8 protein-coding genes are annotated in these 15383 nt (G+C 42.8%); 3 read left to right on the plus strand and 5 right to left on the minus strand.

Annotated features, from left to right (window positions below):
* Positions 1-60: 60 nt before the first annotated feature.
* From ABDW32_RS19990 to ABDW32_RS20010, 5 genes are all read right to left on the minus strand, one after another.
* Positions 61-786: a LytTR family DNA-binding domain-containing protein gene (locus ABDW32_RS19990; RefSeq protein WP_343565601.1), complete on the minus strand. Its 726-nt coding sequence runs from the start codon at positions 784-786 to the stop codon at positions 61-63.
* Between the two features lie 76 nt (positions 787-862).
* Positions 863-2182: a RagB/SusD family nutrient uptake outer membrane protein gene (locus ABDW32_RS19995; protein WP_343565602.1), complete on the minus strand. Its 1320-nt coding sequence runs from the start codon at positions 2180-2182 to the stop codon at positions 863-865.
* A 20-nt stretch (positions 2183-2202) separates the two neighbouring features.
* Positions 2203-5541 carry a SusC/RagA family TonB-linked outer membrane protein gene (locus ABDW32_RS20000; protein WP_343565603.1) on the minus strand — a complete coding sequence of 1113 codons (3339 nt, stop codon included), beginning with the start codon at positions 5539-5541 and terminating at the stop codon, positions 2203-2205.
* Between the two features lie 34 nt (positions 5542-5575).
* Positions 5576-8179: a zinc-dependent metalloprotease gene (locus ABDW32_RS20005; RefSeq protein WP_343565605.1), complete on the minus strand. Its 2604-nt coding sequence runs from the start codon at positions 8177-8179 to the stop codon at positions 5576-5578.
* Positions 8180-8489: 310 nt separating this feature from the next.
* Complete coding sequence (locus tag ABDW32_RS20010) at positions 8490-9839, minus strand: histidine kinase (protein ID WP_343565606.1); 1350 nt, start codon at positions 9837-9839, stop codon at positions 8490-8492.
* 178 nt (positions 9840-10017) lie between these two features.
* Here ABDW32_RS20010 and ABDW32_RS20015 point away from each other — a divergent pair, with 178 nt between their 5' ends.
* From ABDW32_RS20015 to ABDW32_RS20025, 3 genes are all read left to right on the plus strand, one after another.
* Complete coding sequence (locus tag ABDW32_RS20015; protein ID WP_343565607.1) at positions 10018-13188, plus strand: AsmA-like C-terminal region-containing protein; 3171 nt, start codon at positions 10018-10020, stop codon at positions 13186-13188.
* Between the two features lie 230 nt (positions 13189-13418).
* Positions 13419-14666, plus strand: a complete 1248-nt coding sequence (locus tag ABDW32_RS20020; RefSeq protein ID WP_343565608.1) for a hypothetical protein — start codon at positions 13419-13421, stop codon at positions 14664-14666.
* An 86-nt stretch (positions 14667-14752) separates the two neighbouring features.
* Positions 14753-15286 (plus strand): hypothetical protein, encoded by a 534-nt coding sequence (locus tag ABDW32_RS20025; RefSeq protein ID WP_343565609.1) that lies wholly within the window; start codon positions 14753-14755, stop codon positions 15284-15286.
* The last annotated feature ends 97 nt before the right edge of the window (positions 15287-15383 follow it).

Genomic DNA, 15383 nt, shown 5'->3' on the forward strand with positions numbered 1-15383 from the left:
TCAGATAATTACAAAAATAAATTAGAACAACAAACCAATAGTAAGCTAGCTAACAGAATATTATTGATCTAACCAGCGCTGAAAATTGGGAGAACGCTCTTCGCTCACAATAACCTCAATCCCCTTTGGAGTTGGGGGAATTAGTTCCAATTTAATTCTATTCCGACTTATTTTTAACATAGACTGAATGGAATCAATACGAATAAGAAATTTCCGGTTAATTTGAAAAAAGACAAATGGATCTACCTGTGTCACCAGGTGGACCAGGCTATCTTCAATGATATAGGCCACCCCCGACTCTTTTTCCACCGCATATAGCTCTTTATCTTCTGCCATAAAATAAGCGATATCGGCTATCGCCAAGGACTTTAAAAAGTTACCGTACTTGACGAGAAACCGCTGTTTTAAACGAACCTCTGCTTTGGGCAACAGCGGTTCGATACGTTTCATGGCCTGCATGAGTTCCTCCGCATCGAAAGGCTTTAACAGATAGGCATAACCTTGATTTTGAAAAGCTTCTAATGCATATTGTTCATAGGCTGTTGTAAAAATAAGGGGCACATCAATCGACACCTGCTTAAATATTTCAAAACTCAGTCCATCCATCAGATGGATATCCATAAAGATCAGGTCAAAAGAATGCTTATTGATGGCCGTCACCGCTTCCCGGATCTCCTTTGCATTGGTAAAGGTCAATGCGCTTTCCCCATAAAGCTCTGTCAACATCTCCTTTAAACCGACAAAAGCCCAGTCTTCGTCTTCGACAATCAATATATTCCATCCCATGGCTTGAATGTAATAAAAAATCCATTTCCTAAGAAAGAAAATGGATTAATATATAAAGGATTAAAAAAAATTGACCTTATTTTAATAGATCTGGGTTGTTATTGATCGCTTCCTGTGGATAACGGATCACATAGCGTGGATCATTTTGCTGCAAAATCACCGTTCGGCCAAAACTAGCATGTGTTATGGTAGGTCTTGTCGTACGTTTTAAATCATACCAACGCAAGCCTTCAAGTGCCAGTTCGCGTTTACGCTCCAGTAATACCGCATCCAGCAACTGTTCTTTGGACAAACCGGCGTCAACTTTAGTTTCTTCGACATACGCATCAGCGGTAAATCTGTTTTTTTTCAATGCGGACAGATATTTTAGCGCTTCCGCAGTGTTCCCTAAACGCGCATTGCATTCTGCAATGGTCAGGTAAAGATCCGCATTTCTGAAGCTCACGTTGAAACGGTTTTCTCCTCCTTTAAGTGAGACATAATCAGCACCTCTTTTTTGGAAATAGCGTCCTTTTCTTAAATCTCCATCCGAATAGGCCGACAATAAAGAGGGCGAGATAAATGAACTTGAACGTACCTCTGGAATGGATACTTTCTCCAGCGCCATAATCATCTCTTCTGACTCAAAATCATTCGGCAGCTTACTTCCGGTTGCGTTTAGATCAACCAACTTATTATTTATCGCCAGCGCTTTCCCGGCGGCTTCCATTGCCGCCTTCCATTCCCCGCGATACAAATGAAGACGTGATGCCATGGCGTAAGCCCCACGCTTGCTAAAGCGGTAATTTGCGCCTTTGGCCTGATCCTCTACTGTCAGCAAGGCTGTCCCCTTTTCCATATCCGATAACACCTGTGCATACGAGTCACCTATGCTTGCCGGAACAAAACGTTGTTCCAGATCGATTTTGGTGGACAATGGAACTCCACGCAAAGCTACATTGCTTGCTGAATAAACTTCGCTGTAGCAGTTCAGTAACTCAAAATGTGCATAGGCACGCATCAGGTAAGCCTCCCCTTTGATCTGATCCACCGTTGCATTACTTGCCAATTTTTCATCAATGGTACTGATGATCTGATTGCTGTAAAAAATACTTTTGTAAAAAGCCAGATAGGGATACGCTGTCGTTGCCGGATCTGGATTCTGGTCATTCCAGAGATAGATATCTTTGGTCCTAGCCGCATCGGTCGAACTTTCATCCAATAGCAGTTCGTCGGTACGCAAGGATAAATACGATTTATGCGCCGGAAAACTCGTATAGCCACTTGTCATTAAGCCTCTAAAATCGCTCTCCGAGGCAGGAATGACAGTTCCGACCGGTTTTATATCTAAATATTTATTGCAGGAAGTCAATGCGCCAACCGTCATGATCATTCCAAAATAAATTATGTTCTTCATGTTATAATCAATTAAAAGAATTAAAAACTTGCTGAAAGACCAAAAGCAAAAGATTTGCTGATCGGTTGCGCATAATAGCTACCGTAAGTCTCTGGATCAAAATATCCTTCGTAATTCGCTCCAAAAACAAATAAGTTACGTCCTTCTACGTTCACACGTAAATTGTTGGTTCCGATCTTTTTGCTCAAGCTTGCAGGCAAGGTATATCCAAGACGAATGCTATTGATGCGGACATAACTCATTTTCTTCGCCCAGATATCGTACTGCTTAAATGAACTGATCGGATCATTACTCTCCATCCACCCATAGGCCATCCAGCGGTCATTTAATTCTGAACTGATACTTCCCAATGCGGGCAGGGCCGATTTACCCTGTAGTGCCATCAGGAGGTCCTTTGTATAATTTTGTCCGCGGTCTACGAGTGCCGGATTATAGGTAGGTGTACGGCTTACCCAACGTTCGAGGTTAATGACCGCTGAAATCGCCAGGTCAAAATTCGCATAACGGAAACGGTTGGTCATACCACCGGTAAACTTAGGGTCTTTACTGCCCTTGTATTTAAATTTCGAGCGGTAGACAGCGGCGGTCATATCAGTCTGCGACATATATCCCGGTAAGAAATCTGCCCAAGGATCGTATAACCCGTAAAACTCCTCAAAGCTCGAAACTGAACCATCCTGATTTCTGAACTGCATCACACCGTCCTTATCCAATCCAGCTGTTTCCAGCACATATAGTCCATTGATCGGACGGCCTTCCTGTGTCTCCGGCGCATAAGCTTTGGGATTATTCATGACCTTCAATAATTTATTATTGTTGTGGGCAATGTTAAAATCCGTGGACCAAGAGAATTTCTCCGTCTGGATCTGACGGCTCGAGATCGTCAGTTCCACGCCCTGATTTCTTGCCGAAGCCCAGTTGACCTGGACATCCTGAAAACCATTCTCCATAGGTAGGGCGCTATTTGCAATCAGGTCGGTACTTGTTCTATTGTAATAATCAACCGTAATATTCAGTCGATTTTTCCATAGACCTAAGTCAATCCCTGCATTGTAAGATCTGGTACGTTCCCAACGTAATTTGTCATTGGCAGGCATATCTACCACGACAGAACCTTCTGGATAACCTGGAAGTATAGTCGAATTTTCATACTTTCCAACAATAAACGGATAGGTATTGCGATCCACATTTCCCTGAATACCATACGAAGCACGGACACGGAGATCAGATAAAGCTGTTCTGCCTTTGATAAATTCTTCTTCCAGCACATTCCATGATCCGGACAAGGACCAGATCGGCAGAAAACGGTATTGCGGATCTACCCCGAACATATTGGAACCATCATAACGAATGCTACCATAGACATTATATTTACGGTCAAAGGTGTAAGTCGCGTTTCCATAAAAAGAGGCATATGAATTCTCGATAAACCCTTTTTTATAGGGATCAAATCTCGAATCATCTTGATAGTTGCTATTCGGAAAAACAATATTTTGTGTGGTCGAAGTTGACGGATTATACCCGAAACCTTTGGTTGAAACCATTGTATTCTTACTTCGCCTGAGTTCTGTTCCACCCATGAGCTCCAGCTCATGCTTTTCATTCCAGGTTTTGTTGTATTTTAAGTAAGTTTTCCAGTTGTATTGAAAAATGCTATTATGGTTATTTTCAATTTTACCACCCGTAGGTAAAAAATATTTATACGTTTTGCTCGCAGAATCGTAATACCGTGTTGCTGCACGCAATTTACGGGTATTATAACTTTCCTGATCTGCAAATCGCTCCATGCTATTTTCATCAAACTGCAAGCCAAATTCGGTACGTAAAGCCAATTTCGGGATAATGGTATACTCCAGATAACCAATCGCTTTTAACGCCTTATTTGTTAATGCATATTTGGTATTTTCCCGTTCTTCGATGGCATTGAACGGAATGTAAGTATCTTTTTCATAGCCTTCGATATCCGGATCGTAGTTATACTTCCCAGCTTGATCGCCTACAGTCAGATACGGATTGACCAAGCGCATGTAATTACTCGGATTGGTAAATCCATCAGCATCCTGGATCGGGTTTTGTCGATTTGTAACTGACCCCAATAAATTGATTCCTGCTTTAAAGCGGTCATTTATATTGAAATCGTTGTTTAACGTCAATGAATAACGACGTAGATCTGCGCCTTTAGTTGCTCCTTTTTCGTCGTAAAAGCCGCTGGACAGATAATAACGATGCGCGTCATTACCGCCGGAGATCGAGGCCGAATACTGTTGGTTCAATGCCTGACGGTACAGCTCTTTTCCCCAGTCTGTCTGTTGAAGGCGCAATTGATTGATGGATTGCTGTACCTCTGGCGAAAGAGCAGCTAAACCGCCTGAACGGTAGGTCTCCAGTGCATTCGCTTTATCCAGGATACGCATAACCGCCCCTTTGCCTGTACGGTAATTCAAGTCGGTGCGGTTAGCCAGCAATAGCTCGAAATCCACCTTTTCATTGGCGTTCATCAGGTTGAGCTTAGCAAAGTCAGGACGTTCGGTCACAAAGGTATTCGCTGAGACCTGCAATTTTGCCGGGCCTGATTTTCCTCTTTTTGTGGTGATCACAATAACCCCATTCGCCGCGCGTGCGCCATAAATTGAAGTTGCTGCCGCATCTTTTAATACGGTGATATCGGCGATATCATCGGGATTAATGCCTGCAATCGGAAGGTTAGTCAGACTATTCAGATTATCCTTATCAATTCGATTCGGCAACTCAGTCCCTTCTATGGGTAATCCATCAATCACCCACAATGGATCCTGCGTACCATTAAGCGATACCGTACCGCGGATACGGATCTGCGGTGCGCTATTGGGGCCACCGCTAAAATTGCTCAACTGTAAACCTGCCACCTGACCAGCCAACATTTCGTCGATCGACGAAACCCCTGTCTGCTTGATATCGGCCACATTGATTTTATTATAAGCGGTCGTATTTTTACGTTTTTTGATATCTGTATATCCTGTTACGATGACTTCATCCAGGGATTCACCACTTGGTTGTAACAAAATCGTCCTGTGATCCTGGAATACGGGCACCTGAATACGCTGGTACCCCACATAACTAATGGTGACGTATTTTAAGTTCCCCGGAATTTTTAGGCGAAATTCGCCCGAAGCATCAGTCAATGATCCCAATGCAGATTGTTGTACCTGATTGGGTACGCCGATATCTTCGGCTACTGCCGAGCTTTCGACGACAACCGTCGCCCCCACGACCGGTTTTAATGTGACCGCGTCCAGTACCTTTCCTTTCAGTTCTTTGGATTCCTGTGCCTGTGCCATTTGCACACACATAAAGGTCAGCGGTATTAAAAACTTATTCATTTTGGTAGATGTTGATATAATAGATGTTAATATATTAGTTCAATGCCAAAGTATTTGCGATCCGTAATACGAGGTCCATATAATGGGCCTTTGTCGTCGCGTCCCCTGTGCGTTGTTTTTGTTTCAGCAACTGATAGATCTCATACAGTTCGGCCCTTTTATAGGTCAGCATATCCGATGTACGGATCATGCCGGTGACATGCACATTGCGTAAACCCGTTTGGGCAGAGGCTGCATGATGTTGATGCAAGCACAGATTAGGCTGAGTTTCTTCAATCAATTGTTCGACCCCAGCTAATTTCTTCGCATTTAGTTTCTCCATGGACTTATTTGTAGAAACCATCAGTACATCTACATAATTCTGCTGCAACATGCGTGTTTTCAGATCCAATACCTGTCCGCTGATTGTTTTTGCAAAGATCTCTTTGCGTACCGACGCTAAAAATGCTGCTGCACTCCATGCCTTCTTATCGCCAAACAGATTTTCCATTTCGACCATGCGCAATAGACGCTCATCGTTGACCAATTTGTAGAGCATGGCATACTGAAATTCGCGCTGCAGATTATAAGGTGCATATTCAAACGGTCCCATAGGTGAATCTCTTAAAGGAAAAGTTTTCGCCATCAGTTCCGGAACAAATAACCAGTCCGGCATGTAGAACACATGTTTCTTTAAATATTCCAGTGCAGCTACCTGTTTCTCTTTAGGTACCGGGCTATATGCATTTTTTTGGTCGCCCAAAACAGCATTTTCAAGATAAATACCACCAATATTATTGAGCACATGGTCAGCGTAGGCATACCATTGACCCACGACGCCCATATATAATTTGCCGGCGCGATAATAGTCATCTCCGGTATTTGTTGTCCAGTTGATGATATTCGGCATCATACGACGCAAATTTTTCATTCCATATTCACCGGCTTTCATGGCATCATCCCCAAGATCTTCGGATTGTGCGCGTGGATCGACAATATTTTTGGAATCCTGCTGTTCACCATAATGATATATCGGGTCATGCACATGCGCATCAATCTCTCTCCGCAACAAAGGTATTTCATCCCAAGGCTGTGTTTTGCCGTACCAGCGGTAAGCCCATCCGATAGCATATTTGTCATAGGCTCCGATTACGGGTGTAATCTGCTCAACAGCATCTTCAGGTTGCGCCACATAGTTGAAGCGCGCATAATCCATAATCGATGGAGCCGTACCGCCCATTTTTGCCGTAAAGCTTTTGCTACGGAGTGAATCTACCGGAAAGCTTGCCGACGAGCCCATATTGTGCATCAGCCCTAAGGTATGTCCGATCTCATGCGAAGAAACAAAACGAATGGCATGGGCCATTTTTTCATCCGAGAATACATTTGACCGCACCGAAGTATCTACGATACCTGTTTGTATCCGCATCCAGCTATTTAGGATGGTCATTACGTTATGCCACCAGATCACATCCGCTTCCAAAATTTCACCCGAACGTGGATCCACTACCGATGGCCCCATCGCATTGGCCTGCGCTGATGCAGCGTATACAATAGAAGATACATTGGCATCATCCGGATCAAATTTGGCACTATCCGGTTGTTGTTTTGCCAAAATCGCATTTTTAAAACCGGCGGCCTCAAATGCTTCCTGCCAGTCGTGAACACCATCGATAATGGCTTGGCGCCATTGTTTTGGCGTGGCCGGATCCAGATAAAAAACAATAGGTTTTTTCGGCTCTACCAGTTCACCTTTCAGGTAACGTGCTTTGTCCTCATCTTTCGGTTCAAGCCTCCAGCGATTAACCAGATTTTTTTTATCCAGTTCCTGTTGTTTATCGTTAAAATACCAGCGCGGTGATGTAAAAAAGCCAATACGTGGATCAGCAAAACGTGCCACCATTGGCGTTTCAGGCAGTTCATAAAGATTACTTGTGACCTCCAGTGAAACGGGTACCGATTCGTTTCCCTCCGTTACCTTTGTCGACAATACCGATTTCACAACAATATTATTAGGGTACGATTTTATCTCTTCGATCGTGGATATGCTGGTCTTAGGCGAAGTACCCAAGCCCAAGGCGGTAAAAACATCCGTAAAGCTCTTTTCCGATCCGTCAAATACTTTATTGACTTTGATCACCACGGCGCTGGAATCTTTTGAATAACTCTCCACCTTGAACGATTCGATATAAGAAGGACGATAATTATCATAGACCGATGCAGCAATCGCATCCCCTTTAGGCACTTCAACTTGAGGTTTAATCTCCGAAACCCATACCTCTTTCTTCTCTTTGCGTAGGGTAAATCGAATGACCTTATTTTCATAGTTCATTCCCTTATTTACACCAGCCTCATTCAGTGCCAAAGGAACGGAAGACAATTTTTGGATCAGGAGAATATCCTGGCCCATTTTCTTCAATGGAATTTCAAAGTAATAATTATTTTCCTTTCGGATTACAGCAAACATGCCGCTATCCACGCGCGCGTCTTTAAACAGTTTGTCATAGGCAACCGTCGTATCTTTTTTGGCTGTAGAATCTTTCGTAGAGGTAACAGTCTCTTTTTTTCGTAAACCTACAGTTTGCAATACAGAACAAGATTGCATAAGGCCTGCCGAAAATAAGAGGCTTAGGGCTAGCTTGGTATAAGTGTTGTTCATTTAGAATAATTATTTCTGAGTGCTGTTTTTCAATAGCATACATGCATTTGTTGCACCCGCTTTGTTTTTCAATGGCATGGAAGCGATCAGCTGCGCAGGATAGGTCTCTTATCAAGCGCCATTGAGCTGAAGATCATTTCATCCGAATAAGATTAGGTTAATCTTGCAATTAAATTCCTAGATCAGGAGCCAAATTTGTTAAAAATATTGTACAGAATCACCTTGAAAGGGACGAGCCCGTATTTCCAATGTATGAACACGCGCATCGAACCTATGAACACGTATTGAACAGGCTTATCTGGATGCTATTTTAACGATCTAGCAAGGGTAGGTTGATAAAAAAACGCTCTCCTTCTGTTCCGAAGTCAAAGCCATCCAGTGTATAATGGGCATACATAGATACCAAGTAATTAAGCCCGTATCCTTCACCTTCCACCTCTATCCCCTGTCGCGGCTGCCAATTATTGCTTACTTTGATGATATTGACCTCTGGTAGGTAAACAATATGGATCTGAAGTGGATTTTCTGCCGAAATCCGTGTATGTTTAATCGCGTTTTCCACCAGCATCTGCAAGGCCAGACGTGGTAGCTTCGCGCCCATCACATCCATTGGAATGGAAATTTCCATATCTTTCAACGCCGTTCCAAAACGTACCTGCTGCAAAAAGAAATAGGCTTTGGCCAGTTCCAGTTCCTCCTGTACCGAAGACCAGTCTGACTCATCAGTCCGCAGCATTTTACGATAGACCTTGGTCATCTTGCCGACGAATGACTTGGCCAGATCATTATCCTTACCGATCAGATACTGCAGCGAGCCAAAGGTATTGAACAAAAAATGCGGATTGATCTGTTGCCGCAATTGAACCAGACGCATCTGCGTATATTCATTTTCTTGCTTCAGCGCCATTAATTTGAGCTGCTGCGTCTTGCGGCGCTCCAGTACATTAAAATAGATAAGTGCTATGGCGACAAGCATCAGACCAACGCCAAGTAAAATACTATAGGTCATCAGCCCCTGCACTTCCTCTTCAATGGTCAGCAGCAAGGTATTTACCCGAATTTCCCCGCCCACGAAAATAATGGAACAGGGATAGGAAGTAACCATCACATCCAGCTTTAGGTAATCGGACTTGACGATCTTGCCCTGTGTAATGATTTCACTCTCTTTGGGACGTCCCCATTTCCGGTTTTCAGGTGAAACGACGCAGATCCCTTTGTCACTATATATTTCAAAATAAGCCCTTCTTCCAAAATAGCGATTGGCGAAATAGGCATTTAATTTTTCAATATCGACATAGACATGGTATAAGCGATGTTGTATTGTACGCGTTTTAAGCAGCACCCATAGCCTATTGTCTACACGGTCCAGGTGACTAGCTGGAATGAGGATAAGTAAGGAATCGCGACGGATATTTTCTGATGGTACGGCATCAACCAATCTTTTCTCAGCGGCATATAGCTCCTGTTGTAACAATTCCAGTTGCTTATTCAGCAGCAACATATTTTCATCGGCAAAATCCACCAATATTCTTTTATTCAGTCGATCTATTTTATGGTGGATAACACCGAGCAGTCCCCCTCCTATCAACAGCAACAAAAGCAAACAGAAAATGAGGATGGTACTATTTTTCTGTTCCGCATTTTTAAATCGAAAATTCACGCTGCAAAAATACAGGAAAATTTTCGAGCAATACAAAACTACCTGATAAGAAAGCACTTTGCCCCACAATTTGTCAATGAAACTTGACATATTTCAGCAATAACCCTAAAATAAATCGGTCAATCAATGGACATTAGCAATAAATTTCGGACTTTTGTAGCCACAAAAAAACAACACTGTGTCAAAAGCAACATTTCTAAAGCTTGCCAAACGAATCTCTATCGGGTTAGTAAGCTTCATAACACTATTCATTCTTTGTATATTATCCATCCCCTATATCTTTGAAAAAGAAGTAAACGACAAAGTCAAGTCGTTGGCAAACGAGCATATCAATGGGGAACTCAACTACTCCAAAGTCAGATTAACTTTCTTTGATCAATTCCCATTATTGACAGCGTCAATGGATGAGGTGTTGTTAAAGGGCGCTGAGCCATTCAAAAAGGATACCCTGCTTGCAGCCAAACAGGTAAGTTTTGGGATTGACCTCCTGAGCCTGCTCAAATCAAAAATCATTATTGACAAGTTTATCGTCAACCAGGGGAAGATCAATATTTTGGTCGATTCTTTAGGTAATGCAAACTATAATATCTATAAGTCTACAGCAGCGGATTCCACGAAAGCAAATGATCATTCCGAGAGCAGCGCACTGGCCTTTCAGCTGATTAAATTTGAAAAGACCAATCTGCATTACGAAGACCAGTCTATTCCGCTGTGGATTGACGCTAAAGAACTGGACTACGAGGGCAAGGGTGACCTCATGTCGAATATCTTTGATCTGAATACCCGAGCCAAGATTGCCGCTTTTTCTTTTTCCTTTGACAATGAACTCTATGTAGATAGAAAATCAATTGATGCCAACTTATTGACGCGTATTAACACCGATAACCTATCTTTTATTTTTGAACGGAATGATATCAAGATTAACCAGCTGCCGGTACGATTCCGGGGGTTATTATCCTTTATCTCGCACGGTTATCATCTGGACTTCAAATTAAAATCCCAGGAGAGCACACTGGGCGAATTGCTGTCACTGGTTCCCAATAGTTATGCATCATGGATAAAAGATCTATCCGTCAAAGGCACTTCCGAAGTATTTGTGAATTTAATTGGTGACTATATTGTTGACAATAATGAGATGCCCGATTTATCCCTGGGACTGACCATTAACAACGGATATATGGCGTACAAGCAATCCAAGAATCCGTTGACAGACTGGAACGCGAAATTAAAGGTTGATCTTCCGGCATTAAATCCCGACTCACTCCGGATTGACCTGAAACAATTTGACTTTAAAGTCGCTTCAGGCTACTTCAACGCAAAAGGACAGATCGCCGGACTCCATCCGGTAACTGTACATGCCGACATGAAAAGCGACCTCGATCTGGGTATCCTGTATTCCTCGCTACAATTTCCGGGCTTCTCCTTGGGTGGACGATGGAATCTCGACGCAAAAGTCGACGGAACTTATGCCCGGGCAATACGCAAAGTTGGTCTTCAAAAACGCGCGGAGGAATACATCGCTTCCATACCGACATTTGATATCAGAAACAGCCTCACGGATGGCTATTTCAAATTAGCCAATCTCCCTAAAGGACTTGACAAGATCGCTTATCGTCTTGAAGCAAAAGATCCGGATGGGAAAATGAAAAGTGCATCCATTTCTATTCACGATATCTCGGTTCAGGCACTCAATAACTATATCAAAGGCTATGTTTCGATAACAGATTTTAACAAAATTGCGGTACAGTCCGACCTCAAAGCCTTATTCAACTTAGCCGATATCAAAAGTTTCTATCCAGTCAAAGATATCGAACTGGCGGGTTTGATCGATGTCAATCTCAATGCAAAAGGTTATGTCGATCTCAAACGGAATATTTTTCCGGAAACCAATACGTCCATTGTGATGAAAGACGGGTTTATCAAATCCAAGGAGTACCCGATTCCAATGGAAAATATACATGTTGAAGCTTTCGTGAATAGCGAGAAGGGATCATTACGTGATTTGAGTGTAAAAATACTACCTGTATCATTCACATTTGCGGGAGAACCTTTTTTCCTGCATGCAGATCTGCGCAATTTCAATAACATCAACTACAATATTCAATCCAAAGGAAAACTCAACCTTGGTCCCATCTATAAGTTTTTCGCCCTTGACGGGACCAATGTCGATGGTTTTATCCACACAGATTTCAGCCTCAAGGGCCTGCAAAGTGATGCCACCAATGGCCGCTATGCCAGACTCCACAATAGTGGCCGCATCAACATCGGCAAGATCCAGGTCCAGACCGACCTACTCCCGCAACCTATTTCGATCAAGAACGGTGATTTTAGCTTCCATCAGGAAAAAATGAATTTTGACCGCTTCCTTGTTAACTATGGTAGAAATTCCATCTCCATAAAAGGTTACATGAATAATATTATCAATTACCTGACAAACAGCAATGCTGCTTTACAGGGACAGTTCACGCTCAACAGCAAAAAAATCACTGTTGATGATTTCATGGTTTTCGCGGACAATCCATCGGCAGCATCCGCTGCTTCGGAAACAGGTGTTGTTCTCCTGCCTAAAAATCTTGATGTCCAGGTATTGGGCCTAGTCAACAATGTGGCTTACAACAACATGAACATCAAAGATTTCAAAGGAGATTTGCATTTCAAAGAAGGGAAACTGGCGCTCAACAGCAGCAGTTTTGAACTAGCAGGACTAAAAGCAGTCATGAATGGAAATTATAGGCCTATAAATCCCCGCAGAGCTGCTTTCGACTACGCCGTAAAAGCGGACAGCTTTGATATCCAACGTGCCTATAAAGAAATTCCAATGTTCAGAGAGATGGTGACTGCAGCCAAAAATGCACATGGCCTGGTTTCCCTGGATTATAAATTAGGCGGTTTATTGAACGGGAATATGCAGCCGGTAATGCCTTCCATTGTCGGCGAAGGGACCCTGACGCTAAACCAGATCAAATTCAGAGGGTTCAAATTACTGAATGGCATCAGCGAAAGTACGTCAAAAGAAAAATTGAAAGACGGCGAGGTGAAAAAAGTCGTTATCAAATCACATATCAAGAACAATGTCATGACCATCGAACGTACCAAAATGAAGATGATGGGATTCAGGCCACGGTTTGAAGGTCAAGTTACACTGGATGGGCGGATGAATCTTGGGTTCAGGCTCGGACTACCGCCATTCGGAATCTTCGGAATCCCGATGCGCATCACCGGTACCGCTGATAATTTTCAACTCAAAATGGGAAAATACAAAGAGGAGGATCTCGACATGAACATGGACGATGAGGATAGCAAAGTGTACAAAGAATCCCAAAAAGAAAAAACAGAAACAGCAAAATAAAATATCTTACGGATAAATATCCCCCATCACATTGCTGTCATTTAAAGAAACAAGGGTATCCATCAGATGGGTTTTTCAGTAGAATACAGCGGATAAAGACAGAAAAGCACAAACGTAATACAGATTTAATATTGGGATTACTCAACTATAAGTTGAATCATTTAGTTTCGTAATCAGCTTGCAAACCATTTGCAATGCGGATTGTATATAAGTACATAAACCTTACAACGATGATTCAAAAACCCACACTTGGACTGATTTTTATGCTTGCTATAGCGGGCATCGGCTGTCAGAAAAATGAACTGGCTCCGCCGCCCACTGAAAATGAAACAGCGTCAAAACTCAAAGCAAGTACGAGCGCTGCTGCAGTGAGCGTAAACAATTATGTGAATACCAGCAGCTACATCAGTTCAGGTTTCAGTTTTCTAAATCCAGCTCAGGTAAACAAAAATCGTCAGGCCATTGGCGGGAGCGCTTACACCGAGGTGTATGGATTCAATATTCCCGAAGAAAATCGGGTGCGCGGGATTCGCTGGAACAGCGATGATGAAACCACAGCAATCTGGCGCCCACAGGGCATTGCTGGTTTTACAAAAAACGGCGTGCGCTACCTCTTAGTTAGCTGGTACGCCCGCAATAGTGCCGAAAATAAGGGTTCACGCATTACGTTGATCGACATCAGTCCAAGTTCAAGCACTTACCTGGCTTACCGCCATATTCTCCTTGTGCAACCCGATATCCCAAGTAGCACGACAACATATACGCAATATGGCACTTATGCCCCTCTCAAAGTACATGCCGGTGGTATCGCCTACTTTAAAGGAAAAATCTACCTCAGCAGCACAAATCTGGGGGTCAGAGTCTTTGACCTTGATAAAATTATTGAAGTCAGCACCGGCGACAATACCAGTGAAAAATGCGGAAAAGATAGCAACGGCAATTTATTCGCATTTAACTATCGCTATATTCTGCCGCAGATAGGTTATCAAAAGATCAATAACGCCAGTCCCTTTTCCACCGTTCAGGTCAATGATGAAGGTACCCAATTATGGACAGGTCAATATTACGCCGGAAGTGCTGATGCCGCTATCGTACCCCAGGTTTTTGGATTTCCTATCAATGCGGAAGGACAGCTCCAAAATTCAGGCATTGTTACTGTTACTCCTAAGAATAGTCTATTTACAGATAACCATGCACACGGAATTCAGGGCGTATTCCGCAAGGGAAATCGGACGTGGCTGTCCTGCACAGGATCTCCAAGCAACTCTTATGGCTCCAATGCACGCTTGGCGCGCTACACGGATGGAGCTGATGACACCGTCCGTTACAGATGGCCTTATGGAGCTGAATCCCTGTATTACGAAGCAACTTACGGCTACCTATGGAGCCTAACCGAATTCGAACCCAATGCAGGTGCACAGAATGGCAGCCAGGTCAACCGCTGTATATTTGCCGTAGACTTTTCCAAATATGAATAGGCAGTCTTAACAAATAATGAATCTCTTAATTTAAGAATGCAACGAGATTTATTATCTTTAATACTGTATTTAAATTAATGAAAGCTATGCGTTATTTAACAAGTATACTATTTGCATTATTGGCCATCTGCAGCTGGTCAAGTTTTAACACCATTCAAGATCAGAAAAATCCATTATATGGAAAAATATTTCGGGAGATTAATGAAATTTCGGGATTGGCCAGTTACGCCCATACATCAGGTGCAGTGATAGATGCAAACAAAAGTGCAACTGGTGACTATCGCTTTGCGGCTGGCTATTATACCAACGATAAAAACGGGATCTGTATTTTGAATGAACTGCTTGATGACAAGGAGAAGGGAAATGGTCAAGTGAAATATAAGATCCTGGATACTATCAATATTCGTAAACTCAAAGCCAACGAACAACTTAGTCTTTGCAACTGTAGGGTAGGCAACAAATTTGACAGTGAGATCGTTGCTATTAGTGTTGTCGAGGAAGACAAAGAATATTTCAACAAGACCCTTCAAGCTTGGCGACTGAACACCAGGACCGGAAAAATAGACCCCATACAAAATACCAAAACCATCAATTGTGCCAACGAGGGCTATGGGATCTAAGTATAGTTATCGTCTTTAACTTAAATCAGGCCATCTGCTTTCAGCCTATCAAAAATATGCAGCATATGATCACCTGAATAGGTTCGCATAAATAAAG

The organism is Sphingobacterium sp. (genome assembly GCF_039596235.1).
In the GTDB taxonomy this organism is placed as follows: domain Bacteria; phylum Bacteroidota; class Bacteroidia; order Sphingobacteriales; family Sphingobacteriaceae; genus Sphingobacterium.